Consider the following 14,145-nt stretch of genomic DNA (forward strand, 5'->3'; position numbering starts at 1 on the left):
TCACAATCCGGTATTCACATCGGTAAAGACATGAACCGGTGCGCCGATATCACAGAATGAAGCGCGAGAGATCGGTATTCTGCGCGAGATCACCGACATGTTCGCGGACGTAGGCGGCATCGATCGTCACGGCCGTCCCGCCCCGATCCGGCGCGTTGTAGGAAATATCGTCCAGGACCCGCTCCATTACCGTCTGCAGGCGGCGGGCACCGATATTCTCGACGGAGGAATTCAAGTGCACGGCGACATCGGCAAGCGCGTCGATCGCGTCGTCGGTGAATTCGAGGCTCAGGCTTTCCGTTTCCATCAGCGCGCGGTACTGGCGGATGAGGCTCGCTTCGGTCTCTGTCAGGATCCGGCGGAAATCATCCTTGTTCAGCGGACGCAATTCGACACGGATCGGCAGGCGGCCCTGTAATTCCGGCAGGAGATCCGAGGGCTTGGAGACATGGAAGGCGCCAGAGGCAATGAAGAGGATATGGTCGGTCTTGACGGGCCCGTATTTGGTCGAGACGGTCGTGCCTTCGACGAGCGGCAGGAGGTCGCGCTGGACGCCTTCGCGCGAAACGCCCGCGCCCATGCCGCCGTCGCGGGCGGCGATCTTGTCGATTTCGTCGAGGAAGACGATACCGTCATTCTCGGTGGAGCGAACGGCCTCGCGCTGGATCACCTCATTGTCGATCAGCTTGTCGGATTCGTCGCGGATCAGATCGCTGTAGGAGGCCTTGACCGTCGTGCGGACTTTCTTGGTGCGGCCGCCCATCGCCTTGCCGAACATTTCCGACAGGTTCAAAACGCCGATATTGGCGCCCGGCATGCCGGGAATTTCAAAGCCGCCCATGCCGGTACCGGCATCGGCCACCTCGATATCGATTTCCTTGTCGTCGAGCTCGCCGTCCCTGAGCTTCTTGCGGAAGTTTTCGCGGGTGGCGGGCGACGCTGTCGTGCCGACCAGCGCATCGAGAACACGCTCCTCGGCGCTCACATGCGCCTTGGCCTGCACCTCGGCCCGCTTCTTCTCGCGCACCAGACCGATGCCGACCTCGACCAGATCGCGGATGATCTGCTCGACATCGCGGCCGACATAGCCGACTTCGGTGAACTTGGTGGCTTCCACCTTGATGAAGGGTGCGCCGGCGAGTTTTGCCAGGCGGCGCGAGATCTCGGTCTTGCCGACACCGGTCGGGCCGATCATCAGGATGTTCTTCGGCATGACTTCGTCGCGCAGGCTCGGGTCGAGCTGCTGGCGGCGCCAGCGGTTGCGCAGCGCGATCGCGACGGCGCGTTTGGCGTCATGCTGGCCGATGATGTAACGGTCGAGCTCGGAAACGATCTCGCGGGGGGAAAAAGTCGTCATTGGGTGTCATTCTCCTGGCGGTCCGGGGCCTTCAGCGGCGCCCGGCCGTAATTCGTCGTTGTTTCGCCAAGTCCTCGAAGGCTGTCTGGTCTAGGCCAAGCGCCTAGAAGGCATGCGGTTCAGCCTTCGACATCCAAGGATTCCACCACGATGTTGTGGTTTGTATAGACGCAGATGTCGGCAGCGATATCGAGGGCGCGGCGAGCGATCTCTTCAGCCGATTTGTCAGTATCCATGAGAGCGCGGGCAGCCGCGAAAGCAAAATTGCCGCCAGAACCGATCGCCGTCGTGCCATGCTCAGGCTCCAAGACGTCACCGTTGCCGGTGATCGCCAGCGTGATCGACTTGTCGGCGACGAGCATCATGGCTTCGAGATTACGCAGGTATTTGTCGGTGCGCCAGTCCTTGGCGAGCTCAACGGCGGCACGCATCAATTGGCCGGGATATTGCTCGAGCTTCTTTTCAAGCCTTTCGAGCAGGGTAAAGGCATCGGCCGTGGCGCCGGCGAAACCGGCGATCACCTCGCCCTTGCCGATGCGGCGCACCTTGCGGGCATTGCCCTTCATGACGGTCTGGCCGAGGCTCACCTGGCCGTCGCCTGCCATCACCACCTTGCCGCCTTTTCGAACTGTAATGATTGTTGTCATAAAACACCTGTCTGCCCATGACACGGGCGTTACGCCATTCGTTGATTTCGATCCGGATTCCGACTTCAGGGCAGTCAGGCCTAAAGTCATCCGGGCCAAGCCGTTACCGGCCCTGTTGAGCCCTATGTAAGTGGGCCGGAGCCGATTGCAAATGGGCCGGCTTTTCTCGTCCCCGGCTTCTGGATATTTCCAGATGCGCCTGATAAAGAACGGCCTTATTCCCGATGGAGGGCCATATGGCCGAGACCGTAACAAGCCGCACGGGCAGCGTTTCCCGCAAGACCAACGAAACCTCGATTTCCGTTTCCGTCAATCTCGACGGCACCGGCAAATCGTCGATTTCGACAGGCGTCGGCTTCTTCGACCATATGCTCGACCAGCTTTCGCGACACTCCCTCATCGACATGGAGATCGAAGCCAAGGGCGACCTGCATATCGACGACCACCACACGGTCGAGGATACGGGCATCGCCATCGGCCAGGCGATCTCAAAGGCGCTCGGCGACCGGCGCGGCATCACCCGTTACGCTTCGATCGATCTCGCCATGGACGAGACGATGACCAAGGCCGCGGTCGATCTGTCCGGCCGGCCGTTCCTCGTCTGGAACGTCGCCTTCAGCGCGCCGAAAATCGGCACGTTCGACACCGAACTCGTTCGCGAATTCTTCCAGGCGCTCGCCCAAAATGCCGGCATCACCTTGCATATTCTCAACCATTATGGCGCCAACAACCACCATATTGCCGAGACATGCTTCAAGGCCGTTGCCCGCGCATTGCGCACGGCGACAGAGATCGATCCGAGACAGGCGGGCCGCGTCCCTTCGACCAAGGGTACGCTCGTCTGAGCCCCTCAAGGGAGCGGCGACAATGACATCCAGCTATATTTTCCTGACACCGCCTGGCGGCTCGAGCGCCACGGTCAACGAGACGCGAACCATCCGTGACGGCTTCACGCTGCTCGGCTTCCTGTTTCCATGGGCTTGGCTGCTGGCGCATCGGCTGTGGCTGCATGCGGCCGCAGCCTTTCTGCTGCAGGGGATTGGCGGGGCGCTGACGGACGAACCGGGCCTCGGACCGGCGGGAGCGGCAATCATGCTTGGCGTGAATATGCTGGTCGGTCTCGAGGGCCAGAACTTCCGTATTCGCAGCCTTGCCGCCAAGGGCTGGAACGAAGACGCGCTCATTGCAGCCGATACGATCGGCATTGCCGAGCAGGTCTATTTCGCAGACAGGACGGGCGTCGCGGCGAGTGACGACACCGCGGCACCGGACTGGGACAACAAGGCCCGTTCGAACAGCCCGCACGGCCAAGCCACATCGCTTGGTCTCTTTGGTTTTGATGGAGGACGCTGACGATGCGCGTCGCGATTATCGACTACGGCTCCGGCAATCTGCGCTCGGCGACCAAGGCTTTCGAGCGAGCGGCCCGTGAGGCGGGTATCGATGCGCATATCAATCTCACCGACAAGGCGGAGGATGTTGCCGCGGCCGATCGCATCGTGCTTCCCGGCGTCGGCGCCTATGCCGATTGCCGGCGCGGCCTCGATGCCGTGCCTGGGATGGCCGAGGTGCTGATCGAGGCTGTCGAGAAGAAGGCACGGCCGTTCCTCGGCATTTGCGTCGGCATGCAGCTCATGTCCTCGCGCGGCCTCGAGAAGACCGTGACGCATGGTTTTAACTGGATTCCCGGTGACGTCATCGAAATGACTCCTGACGATCCTACGCTCAAGATCCCGCAGATCGGCTGGAACACGCTCGATCTGAAACGCGAACATCCGCTCTTCGACGGCATTCCCACCGGCTCGCAGGGGCTGCACGCCTATTTCGTGCATTCCTACCATCTTGCCGCCGAAAACGCTGAGGATGTCATCGCGACCGTCGACTATGGCGGCCCGATGACCGCTTTGGTCGGGCGCGACAACATGGTCGGGGCGCAGTTTCACCCGGAAAAGAGCCAGAAGCTCGGCCTGGCGCTGATCGCCAATTTCCTGCGCTGGAACCCGTAATACCGCCGCCTTATTTCCCCTTTATGGAAACGGCGGAACAGGAGTGCGCTCGATGCCGACTTCGCGGAAATCAGGCAAGGTGTTCTACACGCTGAGACCCTCCAGGGAAGGCCTGCCGCCCTTCTCGGATATTCGGCTTCCCGACGGAACGATCATTCGTCGTGTCGACGAAACCATCCATAAGAAAGCGCTCTCCAATGCGGCCAAGGTGTTGAAAGAAAGGCTGGACCGATGATCCATGAATTTCTTGCCGGCAACGAGAATTCGCTGCTGCGCGCCAACGGCATCAACGCCGGCGACGTCACTGAAGCGGTGCTGGAATTCTATATCGAGGGCGAGGATGACCTGATCGGCCTGCTTGCCTATGCACTCTACGAGCGGCAGAAGCGCGATTTCGTCCTCAGCCATCGCAAGCGCAACGCCGGCCGTTCGCCCAACGAGGCCGAGCTTGCCGCCGTCAGCAGCAACTATCTCTCCACCGACCTGCGCAACACGCTGCGCGATCGCGCCTCGCAGATCCTGTCGAGTTATGCCGAGACCTATGTGGAGGCGATGGAGGCTGAAATCCGGCTCACCGCCGTCAACAGCGAAGCACTGCACCGGGTGCGCGAAATCGAGAAATCGATGAAGAGGCGCCTCGGCTTCTGGCGCCAGGTCCGGGCCGGCTTTGCCGTCATCCTGCTCCTTCTTTTGCTTTTCGGCGCGGCCACCATTGCCGCTGTCTTTTTCCGCTCGGATATCGTAGATGCGTGGAATGCGCTGATGGTACCGACCACTCTACGGACGTAAGACGACATGATCCTTTTTCCCGCGATCGACCTGAAGGGCGGCCAATGCGTCCGCCTGAAGCTCGGCGACATGCAACAGGCGACGGTCTACAACACCGATCCGGCCGCCCAGGCGAGATCCTTCGAAGACCAGGGTTTCGAATGGCTGCATGTGGTCGATCTCGACGGCGCTTTCGCGGGACATTCGGCTAATGGCGATGCCGTCGAGGCGATCCTGAAGGCAACTGACAATCCGGTGCAGCTCGGCGGCGGCATCCGCACACTCGATCATATCGAGGCCTGGCTGTCGCGCGGGCTGCGGCGCGTCATTCTTGGCACCGTCGCGGTCAGAAATCCGGCTTTGGTCATCGAAGCCTGCCGGAAATTTCCTGGTCATGTCGCCGTCGGCATCGACGCCAAGGGCGGCAAAGTGGCCGTCGAGGGTTGGGCGGAGGCCTCCGAACTCGGCATCGTCGAGCTCGCCAGGAAATTCGAGGGCGCCGGCGTTAGCGCGATCATCTATACCGATATCGACCGCGACGGCATCCTGACCGGTATCAACTGGAGCTCGACGCTGGAGCTTGCCGATGCCGTCTCCATTCCCGTCATCGCCTCGGGCGGCCTTGCCTCGCTCGACGATGTCAGACGCATGCTGGAACCCGATGCACGCAAGCTGGAAGGGGCGATCTCGGGCCGTGCCCTTTATGACGGCCGTATCGATCCCAAGGAAGCGCTGGCGCTGATCAAAGCGGCCCGGGCGAAGGAGACCGCGTAAATGACCCTCAAGGCCCGTGTCATCCCCTGCCTCGACGTCAAGGACGGCCGCGTCGTCAAGGGTGTCAACTTCCTCAACCTCGTCGATGCCGGCGATCCCGTCGAAGCGGCGAAGGCCTATGATGCGGCCGGCGCCGACGAACTCTGCTTCCTCGACATCACCGCCTCCTCGGACAATCGCGAGACGATCTTCGATGTCGTGTCGCGCACGGCCGACCAATGCTTCATGCCGCTGACGGTCGGTGGCGGCGTGCGTGCTATCGCCGATATCCGCAAGCTTTTGCTGTGCGGCGCCGACAAGGTGTCGATCAATTCGGCAGCCGTCAGCAATCCCGACTTCGTCGCTGAAGCCGCCGACAAGTTCGGCGACCAGTGCATCGTCGTTTCGATCGACGCCAAGCGCCGGCGCACGCAGGCGGTCGGCGGCGACAATCTCAGCGCCTGGGAAATCTATACGCATGGCGGCCGCAACGCGACCGGCATCGATGCCGTCGAATTCGCCCAGAAGATGGTGGCGCGCGGCGCCGGCGAGTTGCTGGTCACCTCGATGGATCGCGACGGCACCAAGGTCGGCTACGATCTGGAACTGACGCGGGCGATCGCCGATGCGGTGCGTGTGCCGGTGATCGCGTCGGGCGGAGTCGGCGATCTCGACGATCTGGTCGCCGGGGTGAAGGAGGGCCATGCCAATGCCGTGCTCGCCGCGTCGATCTTCCATTTCGGCACCTATTCCGTCAGCGAGGCGAAGCACTATATGTCGAAGTGCGGCATCGACATGCGTCTCGACTGAACCTTGAAAGCGGACCTATGAGCGGATTTTCCCTTTCCGATCTCGAAAGCATTGTCGCAGAGCGGTCGAAAGCCTCGCCGGAGCAATCCTGGACAGCCAAGCTCGTGGCCGCCGGCCAGCCGAAAGCGGCAAAGAAGCTCGGCGAAGAAGCGATCGAAGCCGTGATGGCGGCGGTGACCGGCGACCGCGACAATCTGACCTATGAGGCCGCCGATGTGCTCTATCACCTATTGGTCGTATTGAAGATTGCTGAAATACCGTTAGAGAATGTCATGGCCGAACTCGAGCGCAGAACCGCGCAGTCCGGCCTCAAGGAAAAGGCCAGCCGGCAGAGTTCATGAGTATCGCGACTGAGATTATCGGGGTGCCGGAAACGTTGGATCACTTCCAGTCGGAATCCTATTCGCCCTACCACTTCTTCTCTTCCGAACAATGGGCGAAATTCCGCGCCGACACGCCGTTGACGCTGACTGGCGACGAGGTCAAACGGCTGCGTTCGATGGGCGATCCGATCGATCTCGACGAGGTCCGGCGCATCTATCTGTCACTGTCGCGGTTGCTTTCGGCGCATGTCGAATCCTCGCAGATGCTATTTGAACAGCGCAACCGCTTCCTCAGCCTGTCCGATGTGACGAAGACGCCCTTCGTCATCGGCATCGCCGGCTCGGTCGCGGTGGGCAAATCAACCACGGCCCGTATCCTCAAGGAGCTTCTGGGGCGCTGGCCTTCCAGCCCGAAGGTCGATCTCGTCACCACCGACGGCTTCCTCCATCCGAACGCCGTGCTGCAGCGGGAAAAGCTGATGCAGCGCAAGGGCTTTCCGGAAAGCTACGACACAGCGGCGATCCTGCGCTTCCTCTCGGCAATCAAGGCGGGGCAGCCGGATGTGAAGGCGCCCAGCTATTCGCACCTCGTCTACGACGTGCTGCCGGACGAATACAAGATCGTCGACCGGCCCGACATCCTGATCTTCGAGGGCATCAACGTGCTGCAATCGCGCGATCTGCCTGCCGGCGGCAAGATCGTACCGATGGTCTCCGACTTCTTCGACTTCTCGATCTATATTGATGCCGCGGAAGATCAGATCCACAATTGGTATGTGACGCGCTTCATGCGGCTGCGCGAGACAGCCTTCCGCGATCCGAATTCCTATTTCCATCGCTACGCCTCGATCAGCGACGCGGAAGCGCTTAATATCGCCGAGGATCTCTGGGCGAATATCAACCTGAAGAACCTGCGCCAGAACATTCTGCCGACGCGTCCGCGCGCCGATCTCATCCTGAAAAAGGGCAAGGATCATCTGATCGAACAGGTCGCGCTGCGAAAACTATAGCAGACGATTCTATTCCGAATATCAGCTTCAGGGATTGACGCGGCGCAGCGTCAGATTGATGCGGCCGCCATTTTTCAGGAGCGTCGACGTCGCCGGGTGAATGCGGTCGACGCCATGGAAACACAGTCTCCCCTCGCCGCCGAGCACGACCAGATCACCGCTCGAAAGCTTGAAAGATAGGGTACGGTCATTGCGGCTGAGACCGCCGACGCGAAAGAGGCAGCTGTTGCCGAGCGAAAGCGAGACAACCGGGGCCTTGAGATCCTGTTCGTCCTTATCCTGATGCAGGCCCATGCGCGCGTCGTCGGAATAGAAATTGACGAGGCAGGCTTCGGGCGGTTTGTCGTAACCGGCAACGTCATTCCAGATATCGAGCAGTTGCTGCGGCATATCAGGCCAGGGCCTGCCGGTCGCCGGATGCATCGGCTGGTAACGATAGCCGCGCTCCTTGTCCGTCACCCAGCCGAGCGGCCCGCAATTGGTCATGCGCACCGACATCGGTTTGCCGGTGCCGGGCATGGCGGGCACGTAAAGCGGCGCTTCGGCGACGACAGCGCGGATTACCTCGACCAATGCCTCCTGACGCGCGCGGTCGAGATAGCCGGGGAGATGGCGGATGCCGGTCAGGAGTACCGGCATGTCATTCACTACCGCCGGGGCGGCCGCGCATTTTCTTGACTTCCGAGCGGCCGGATTTTTCCTTCAGGCGGCGTTCGACCGAACCCTTGGTCGGTTTGGTCTTCTTGCGCGGCGGCGGCGGCGGCTTGGCGGCCTCCAATATCAGTTCCTTCAACCGGTCGCGCGCGTCCTCGCGGTTGCGGTCCTGGCTGCGAAAGCGGCTCGCCTCGATCATCAGCACGCCGTCCTTCGACAGACGCCGGCCGGAAAGCTTGATCGCGTTGGTTTTCACGCGATCATTGAGGGACGGCGAATTCGGAATGTTGAAGAACAGCTGGACCGCCGTCGAGACCTTGTTGACATTCTGCCCGCCGGGACCACCCGCCAGAACGAATTGTTCCGTCAGCTCCCATCCCGCGATGGTGATCCTGTCATCGATATAGAGCGCGTCGCTGGCCATGCGGCGTTCTATCTCACATCGACGATGAATTGAAAATATCGGCCGGCATCAAGGAAAACCCGGCAATCCTGCGATGCCGGGTTTCACGTGAGTCAGGGAGTCTGTTTAGCGCAATTCCGGACGCAAAACCGCTGCACACTTTTGCTGGAATTGCTTGCGCGCCTTATTCGGCGGCGACCTTCACGCCGGGGGCTGCATCGCGGACGCCGCCGTCGACGTGGTTTTCGAACTTGGCGAAGTTGGCAATGAACATCGAGACCAGCTTTTCGGCCTGCGCGTCATAGGCTGCCTTGTCGGCCCAGGTCGAGCGTGGATCGAGAATGCTGCCATCGACGCCGTTGACCGAGACCGGAACGGCGAAGCCAAAATTCGGATCCGCACGGAATTCGACATTGCCGAGTTCACCGGCCAGAGCGGCAGCGAGAAGCGCACGTGTCGCCTTGATCGGCATGCGCTTGCCGGTGCCATAGGCGCCGCCAGTCCAGCCGGTATTGACGAGCCAGCATTGCACACCATGACGGCTGATCAGCTCCTTGAGCAGATTGCCGTATTCGGCCGGATGCCGCGGCATGAACGGGGCGCCGAAACAGGTCGAGAAGGTCGCTTCCGGCTCGACGACACCCTTTTCGGTGCCGGCCACCTTGGCGGTGTAGCCGGAGAGGAAGTGATACATCGCCTGGTCGGGCGTCAATCGGGCGATCGGCGGCATCACGCCGAAGGCATCGGCGGTCAGCATGATGATCGTCTTCGGGTGCCCGGCGCGGCCCGTTTCCGAGGCGTTCGGGATGAAATCCATCGGATAGGCGCAACGGGTATTCTCGGTCAGCGACCCGTCGTCGAAATTCGGCTCGCGGCTTTCGTTGAGCACGACGTTTTCCAGTACAGTGCCGAAACGCTGCGTCGTCGCATAGATTTCCGGCTCGGCCTCGGCCGAGAGGCGGATGGTCTTGGCGTAGCAGCCGCCTTCGAAGTTGAAGATACCATTCTCGCTCCAGCCGTGTTCGTCGTCGCCGATCAGCGTCCGGGCCGGATCGGCCGAAAGCGTCGTCTTGCCCGTGCCGGAAAGGCCGAAGAAGACCGCCGCGTCACCGTCCGGGCCGACATTGGCCGAGCAGTGCATCGGCATCACGCCCTTGGCCGGCAGCAGGTAGTTGAGCACGGTGAAGACCGATTTCTTCATTTCGCCGGCATAGGACGTGCCGCCGATGAGGACGAGACCGTTGGTGAGATCGCAGGCGATCACCGTTTCCGAACGGCAGCCGTGGCGGGCCGGATCGGCCTTGAAGCTCGGCAGATCGATGATCGTCAGCTTCGGCACGAAGGTGGGGAGCGCTGCAGCGTCGGGGCGGATCAGCAGATTGCGGATGAACAGCGAATGCCAGGCGAATTCGGTGACGACGCGGGTCGGCAGGGCGTGGCCTTCCTCGGCACCGCCGACGAGGTCCTGGACGAAGAGTTCCTTGCCCGCGGCATGCGCCAGCATATCGTCGCGCAACAGGGCGAAATGTTCCGGCGAGAGCGGCTTGTTGTTGTCCCACCAGATCTCGCCATCGGTATTGGCATCGCGAACAACGAACTTGTCGCGCGGCGAACGGCCGGTGTGCTGGCCGGTGATAGCCCGCAGTGCACCTTGAGCGGTCAGTTCGGCTTCGCCCCGGCGGATCGCTTCTTCATAGAGCGCGGCGGCGGAAAAGTTGTAGCGAGCGCTGGCTGCGCCGCCCAATCCAACCGTTGCCAGCTCTGTTGCCGGGTTATGAACTCCGAACATTTCCATGGCTAGTTCCCTTCGCTCAGGCTCGTTGCCGTTAAAACTAAGCGCGAAAATACGGGCAGAAATTTTAAAACACAAGATGTAGAAATTGAGAAAGTGCAGTAATATCAAATATTTAATCGATTTAAATTTATGGCCTACATTTTAAATCGTTTTAAGGAGCCGCGTTTAAACATTTTGCCGCACCACTTAAGATTGCCGGCGAATTTTACGACAATCTTCCCCTTTATCTTTGCCACAATTTGTTCCACCTTTATCCTCCATAAGCGCATCCGGTCACTGAGACCGCCTGGGGAGAGCAAAATCCGGGAGATTGCGCACTGATGACGGAGACCAACACCATGCCGACAATCGCGCTCGTTGATGACGACCGCAACATCCTTACCTCTGTGTCGATCGCACTGGAGGCCGAAGGATACAAGGTCGAGACCTATACGGACGGTGCCTCGGCGCTCGACGGCCTTTTGGCGCGACCGCCACAGCTGGCGATCTTCGACATCAAGATGCCGCGCATGGACGGCATGGAACTGCTGCGCCGCCTGCGGCAGAAGTCGGATATTCCCGTCATCTTCCTCACTTCCAAGGATGAGGAGATCGACGAGCTGTTCGGCCTGAAGATGGGCGCCGACGATTTCATCACCAAGCCATTTTCGCAGCGCCTGCTGGTCGAGCGCGTGCGCGCCGTCCTGCGCCGCGCCTCCAGCCGTGAAGCCGCTGCCGCCGGCACCAGCCCCGCCGGCGCGCCGAAGGCCGGCGCGGTGCAGCAGGCCCGCTCACTGGAGCGCGGCCAGCTGGTCATGGACCAGGAACGCCATACCTGCACCTGGAAGGGTGAGGCCGTGACGCTGACGGTGACCGAATTCCTGATTCTGCATTCGCTGGCGCAGCGCCCCGGCGTCGTCAAAAGCCGCGACGCGCTGATGGACGCGGCCTATGACGAACAGGTCTATGTCGACGACCGGACCATCGACAGCCACATCAAGCGGCTGCGCAAGAAATTCAAGATGGTCGACACCGACTTTGATATGATTGAAACACTCTACGGAGTGGGATACCGCTTCCGCGAAGCAGCCTGAGCCTAAACGGCGCGGCGCGACTGCATAATTCCTTGGAGCCGATCCAAGAATAAAATATGCAGCGGTTCAAACTGTTGCAGCGCCTTTTGCGCGTCTGAAAAGACGCGCGGCGCTGTTGGAATTGTTGAGGGCAGCGGGCCGGCTCCATCCGGCCCCGCCCTTCGAAAGGGCCTGTCATTGGCACAGTTGGTGCAGGAAAGGGATCTGGACGATGCGGAGGGCGTGAGCACCCGTCGCGTCCGAGGCCGCCGTTGGTCGCACCCCTTCACGCTGATCCGCCGCATCTTCGGCAATGCCGTGTTTTCGAGCCTGACGCGGCGTATCCTGTTCTTCAATCTGGCCGCGCTGCTGGTGCTCGTCGGCGGCATTCTCTACCTCAACCAGTTTCGCGAGGGATTGATCGACGCCCGCGTCGAGAGCCTGTTGACGCAGGGCGAGATCATCGCCGGCGCCGTTTCGGCTTCCGCGTCGGTCGATACCAACTCGATCACCATCGATCCGCAGAAGCTGCTCGAGCTGCAGGCCGGTCAGAGCATCACCCCGGTGCCGAACGACGAGGACCTGGAATTCCCAATCGACCCCGAGAAGGTTGCCCCGGTGCTGCGCCGGCTGATCTCTCCGACGCGCACGCGCGCCCGCATCTTCGATGCCGACGCCAATCTGCTGCTCGATTCGCGCCATCTCTATTCGCGCGGGCAGGTGCTGCGCTTCGATCTGCCGCCGGTCGAAGAGGAGAAACAGACCTGGAGCGAGTGGTTCGCGACCCTGTTCAACAAGGCGTTGCAGCCCGGCAATCTGCCGGTCTACAAAGAGGCGCCGGGTGGCGACGGCTCGATCTATCCCGAGGTGATGAACGCGCTGACCGGCGTGCGCGGGGCGGTCGTGCGCACGACCGAAAAAGGCGAGCTCATCGTTTCCGTCGCCGTGCCGATCCAGCGCTTCCGCGCCGTGCTCGGCGTGCTGCTGCTGTCGACACAGGCGGGCGACATCGACAATATCGTTCATGCCGAGCGGCTTGCCATCATGCGCGTCTTCGGCGTCGCGACGCTCGTCAACGTGCTGCTTTCGCTGGTGTTGTCCTCGACGATCGCCAATCCGCTGCGCCGCCTTTCGGCCGCCGCCATCCGTGTGCGCCGCGGCGCCAAGGCGCGTGAGGAGATCCCCGACTTCTCCGCCCGCCAGGATGAAATCGGCAATCTTTCCATCGCCTTGCGCGAAATGACGACGGCGCTCTACGACCGCATCGATGCGATCGAGAGTTTCGCGGCCGATGTCAGCCACGAGCTCAAGAATCCGCTGACATCGCTGCGCAGCGCTGTCGAAACGCTGCCGCTCGCCCGCTCCGACGATTCCAAGAAGCGGCTGATGGATGTCATCCAGCACGACGTCCGCCGTCTCGACCGGCTGATCAGCGATATCTCCGACGCCTCCCGCCTCGATGCCGAACTCGCCCGCGTCGATGCCGGCTCCGTCGACATGGAGGTGCTGCTGCGCGACCTGATCGAGGTTTCGCGCCAGGTCCGGAGCAGCAAGAAGCAGGTGGAGATCGAATATGCGATCGAACGCAAGCCGAACGTCAAGACCCGCTTCGTGGTCAACGGCCACGATCTGCGCATCGGCCAGATCATCGCCAACCTGATCGAGAACGCCCGCTCTTTCGTTCCGGAAAAGGGCGGCAAGATTATCGTGCGGCTGGTGCGGACACGTTCGCGCTGCGTCACGACGATCGAAGACAATGGTCCCGGCATCCAGGCGGAAAATATCGACCGTATCTTCGAGCGTTTCTATACGGACCGTCCGGAATCGGAAGGCTTCGGCCAGAATTCGGGCCTCGGCCTTTCGATCAGCCGCCAGATCGCCGAAGCCCATGGCGGTTCGCTGAGAGCCGAAAACATTACCGATTCCGAAGGCGGACATGTGCTCGGCGCGCGCTTCATCCTCTCTTTGCCCGTCGACGCCGCCGCATGACCGACGCTCTGAACATTCATGCGACGGCGATCGTCGTCGGCAGAACGGGGCTCTTGTTCAGCGGCCCTTCCGGCTGGGGCAAATCGATGCTGGCCTTCACCTGCATGACCGAGGCGCGCCGGCTCGGGCTTTTCACGGCACTGGTCGCCGACGACCAGGTGCTTTTGTCGGGAGAGGCCGGCACGGTCATCGCCACATGTCCACCGTCGATCGCCGGGCTGATCGAGCTTCGCGGCACCGGCATCGTTCAGCAGGATCATATTCCGAGCGCAGCCATGCATTATGCCGTGCTTCCGGCCACCGCTTCCGGTGAATACCGCCTGCCCCCCGAAGGCGAAACCGTCAGCCTTGCGGCCGGATTTTCGCTTCCCGCATTGCGGTTGCTCACAGGTGTTTCCGCACCGCTTGCGATCCTGATGGCGAAAGCACCCGATATCGGGCATTGAAGCCTTCCGGATTGGTCAATCTGCCTTATATATTCGCATTTTTATCTTGCACTTCGGCTTTTCATAGCCAAGATGTGCCCCCACCGGTGGACGTAATTGCTGCATTGCGATATTGGGGCCACCGATTGCGTA

17 protein-coding genes and 1 pseudogene are annotated in these 14,145 nt (G+C 61.3%); 12 read left to right on the plus strand and 6 right to left on the minus strand.

All coding sequences use genetic code 11. The features are described from left to right. Nucleotides 1-49: 49 nt before the first annotated feature. The 3 genes and pseudogenes from hslU to hslV all read right to left on the minus strand — a co-directional run bounded on the left by hslU (nucleotide 50) and on the right by hslV (nucleotide 2,004). Nucleotides 50-1,357, minus strand: a complete 1,308-nt coding sequence (gene hslU / locus FHT69_RS20440; protein WP_183905881.1) for an ATP-dependent protease ATPase subunit HslU — start codon at nucleotides 1,355-1,357, stop codon at nucleotides 50-52. Continuing rightward, a pseudogene (locus FHT69_RS34690) lies at nucleotides 1,354-1,434 on the minus strand (GNAT family N-acetyltransferase); the annotation flags it as partial. The pseudogene FHT69_RS34690 and the gene hslU, both read right to left, overlap by 4 nt. A gap of 42 nt (nucleotides 1,435-1,476) precedes the next feature. Continuing rightward, complete coding sequence (hslV, locus tag FHT69_RS20445) at nucleotides 1,477-2,004, minus strand: ATP-dependent protease subunit HslV (protein WP_004677140.1); 528 nt, start codon at nucleotides 2,002-2,004, stop codon at nucleotides 1,477-1,479. A 236-nt stretch (nucleotides 2,005-2,240) separates the two neighbouring features. Here hslV and hisB point away from each other — a divergent pair, with 236 nt between their 5' ends. The 9 genes from hisB to coaA are packed head-to-tail and all read left to right on the plus strand — an operon-like array spanning nucleotide 2,241 to nucleotide 7,674. Next, a complete protein-coding gene (gene hisB / locus FHT69_RS20450) occupies nucleotides 2,241-2,849 on the plus strand; it encodes an imidazoleglycerol-phosphate dehydratase HisB (RefSeq protein WP_047616097.1) in 609 nt (202 codons plus the stop codon). Nucleotides 2,850-2,871: 22 nt separating this feature from the next. Then, a complete protein-coding gene (locus FHT69_RS20455; RefSeq protein ID WP_183905882.1) occupies nucleotides 2,872-3,357 on the plus strand; it encodes a DUF2628 domain-containing protein in 486 nt (161 codons plus the stop codon). Nucleotides 3,358-3,359: 2 nt separating this feature from the next. After that, a complete protein-coding gene (gene hisH, locus FHT69_RS20460) occupies nucleotides 3,360-4,010 on the plus strand; it encodes an imidazole glycerol phosphate synthase subunit HisH (RefSeq protein WP_047615989.1) in 651 nt (216 codons plus the stop codon). A gap of 52 nt (nucleotides 4,011-4,062) precedes the next feature. Continuing rightward, entirely contained in the window at nucleotides 4,063-4,245 is a 183-nt protein-coding gene (locus FHT69_RS20465) for a hypothetical protein (protein ID WP_063473904.1), read from the plus strand. Beyond that, the gene (locus FHT69_RS20470; RefSeq protein ID WP_127431163.1) at nucleotides 4,242-4,799 is read left to right on the plus strand and encodes a hypothetical protein; all 558 of its coding nucleotides are present in this window, start codon (nucleotides 4,242-4,244) and stop codon (nucleotides 4,797-4,799) included. The genes FHT69_RS20465 and FHT69_RS20470 overlap by 4 nt, the downstream gene beginning before the upstream one ends. 6 nt (nucleotides 4,800-4,805) lie before the next feature. Further along, entirely contained in the window at nucleotides 4,806-5,552 is a 747-nt protein-coding gene (gene hisA, locus FHT69_RS20475; protein WP_047615984.1) for a 1-(5-phosphoribosyl)-5-[(5-phosphoribosylamino)methylideneamino]imidazole-4-carboxamide isomerase, read from the plus strand. Beyond that, nucleotides 5,553-6,341: an imidazole glycerol phosphate synthase subunit HisF gene (gene hisF, locus FHT69_RS20480; RefSeq protein ID WP_047615982.1), complete on the plus strand. Its 789-nt coding sequence runs from the start codon at nucleotides 5,553-5,555 to the stop codon at nucleotides 6,339-6,341. A 17-nt stretch (nucleotides 6,342-6,358) separates the two neighbouring features. Next, nucleotides 6,359-6,682 (plus strand): phosphoribosyl-ATP diphosphatase, encoded by a 324-nt coding sequence (locus tag FHT69_RS20485; protein ID WP_017962659.1) that lies wholly within the window; start codon nucleotides 6,359-6,361, stop codon nucleotides 6,680-6,682. Further along, on the plus strand, nucleotides 6,679-7,674 hold the full coding sequence (gene coaA / locus FHT69_RS20490; protein WP_047615979.1) for a type I pantothenate kinase: 996 nt from the start codon (nucleotides 6,679-6,681) through the stop codon (nucleotides 7,672-7,674). Before FHT69_RS20485 ends, coaA begins: the two co-directional genes overlap by 4 nt. Nucleotides 7,675-7,701: 27 nt before the next feature. Here the strand turns inward: coaA and FHT69_RS20495 are convergent, their stop codons facing one another. The 3 genes from FHT69_RS20495 to FHT69_RS20505 form a co-directional block, all read right to left on the minus strand. Next, a complete protein-coding gene (locus FHT69_RS20495; RefSeq protein WP_097544619.1) occupies nucleotides 7,702-8,313 on the minus strand; it encodes an alpha-ketoglutarate-dependent dioxygenase AlkB family protein in 612 nt (203 codons plus the stop codon). 1 nt (nucleotide 8,314) lies between these two features. Beyond that, nucleotides 8,315-8,752, minus strand: coding sequence for an alternative ribosome rescue aminoacyl-tRNA hydrolase ArfB (gene arfB, locus FHT69_RS20500; RefSeq protein WP_047615978.1), 438 nt, complete (start codon nucleotides 8,750-8,752; stop codon nucleotides 8,315-8,317). A 163-nt stretch (nucleotides 8,753-8,915) separates the two neighbouring features. Continuing rightward, on the minus strand, nucleotides 8,916-10,526 hold the full coding sequence (locus tag FHT69_RS20505) for a phosphoenolpyruvate carboxykinase (RefSeq protein WP_097544617.1): 1,611 nt from the start codon (nucleotides 10,524-10,526) through the stop codon (nucleotides 8,916-8,918). Nucleotides 10,527-10,864: 338 nt separating this feature from the next. Here FHT69_RS20505 and FHT69_RS20510 point away from each other — a divergent pair, with 338 nt between their 5' ends. The 3 genes from FHT69_RS20510 (at nucleotide 10,865) to FHT69_RS20520 (ending at nucleotide 14,013) form a co-directional block, all read left to right on the plus strand. Continuing rightward, a complete protein-coding gene (locus FHT69_RS20510) occupies nucleotides 10,865-11,599 on the plus strand; it encodes a response regulator transcription factor (RefSeq protein ID WP_188947094.1) in 735 nt (244 codons plus the stop codon). Nucleotides 11,600-11,776: 177 nt separating this feature from the next. Continuing rightward, nucleotides 11,777-13,567: a sensor histidine kinase gene (locus FHT69_RS20515; protein ID WP_048338405.1), complete on the plus strand. Its 1,791-nt coding sequence runs from the start codon at nucleotides 11,777-11,779 to the stop codon at nucleotides 13,565-13,567. Beyond that, nucleotides 13,564-14,013, plus strand: coding sequence for an HPr kinase/phosphorylase (locus tag FHT69_RS20520; protein ID WP_047615973.1), 450 nt, complete (start codon nucleotides 13,564-13,566; stop codon nucleotides 14,011-14,013). Before FHT69_RS20515 ends, FHT69_RS20520 begins: the two co-directional genes overlap by 4 nt. The last annotated feature ends 132 nt before the right edge of the window (nucleotides 14,014-14,145 follow it).

Origin of the sequence: Rhizobium sp. BK008, assembly GCF_014197345.1 — a bacterium.
In the GTDB taxonomy this organism is placed as follows: Bacteria; Pseudomonadota; Alphaproteobacteria; order Rhizobiales; family Rhizobiaceae; genus Rhizobium; species Rhizobium anhuiense.

Excerpts from the sequence above, each read along its gene's own strand:
- FHT69_RS20510 (WP_188947094.1), top strand. The coding sequence starts at position 10,865 with ATGCCGACAATCGCGCTCGTTGATGACGACCGCAACATCCTTACCTCT.
- arfB (WP_047615978.1), bottom strand. The coding sequence starts at position 8,752 with ATGGCCAGCGACGCGCTCTATATCGATGACAGGATCACCATCGCGGGA.
- FHT69_RS20455 (WP_183905882.1), top strand. The coding sequence starts at position 2,872 with ATGACATCCAGCTATATTTTCCTGACACCGCCTGGCGGCTCGAGCGCC.
- hisH (WP_047615989.1), top strand. The coding sequence starts at position 3,360 with ATGCGCGTCGCGATTATCGACTACGGCTCCGGCAATCTGCGCTCGGCG.
- hslU (WP_183905881.1), bottom strand. The coding sequence starts at position 1,357 with ATGACGACTTTTTCCCCCCGCGAGATCGTTTCCGAGCTCGACCGTTAC.
- FHT69_RS20465 (WP_063473904.1), top strand. The coding sequence starts at position 4,063 with ATGCCGACTTCGCGGAAATCAGGCAAGGTGTTCTACACGCTGAGACCC.
- coaA (WP_047615979.1), top strand. The coding sequence starts at position 6,679 with ATGAGTATCGCGACTGAGATTATCGGGGTGCCGGAAACGTTGGATCAC.
- FHT69_RS20470 (WP_127431163.1), top strand. The coding sequence starts at position 4,242 with ATGATCCATGAATTTCTTGCCGGCAACGAGAATTCGCTGCTGCGCGCC.
- FHT69_RS20495 (WP_097544619.1), bottom strand. The coding sequence starts at position 8,313 with ATGCCGGTACTCCTGACCGGCATCCGCCATCTCCCCGGCTATCTCGAC.
- hisF (WP_047615982.1), top strand. The coding sequence starts at position 5,553 with ATGACCCTCAAGGCCCGTGTCATCCCCTGCCTCGACGTCAAGGACGGC.
- FHT69_RS20485 (WP_017962659.1), top strand. The coding sequence starts at position 6,359 with ATGAGCGGATTTTCCCTTTCCGATCTCGAAAGCATTGTCGCAGAGCGG.
- FHT69_RS20505 (WP_097544617.1), bottom strand. The coding sequence starts at position 10,526 with ATGGAAATGTTCGGAGTTCATAACCCGGCAACAGAGCTGGCAACGGTT.
- hisB (WP_047616097.1), top strand. The coding sequence starts at position 2,241 with ATGGCCGAGACCGTAACAAGCCGCACGGGCAGCGTTTCCCGCAAGACC.
- hisA (WP_047615984.1), top strand. The coding sequence starts at position 4,806 with ATGATCCTTTTTCCCGCGATCGACCTGAAGGGCGGCCAATGCGTCCGC.
- hslV (WP_004677140.1), bottom strand. The coding sequence starts at position 2,004 with ATGACAACAATCATTACAGTTCGAAAAGGCGGCAAGGTGGTGATGGCA.
- FHT69_RS20520 (WP_047615973.1), top strand. The coding sequence starts at position 13,564 with ATGACCGACGCTCTGAACATTCATGCGACGGCGATCGTCGTCGGCAGA.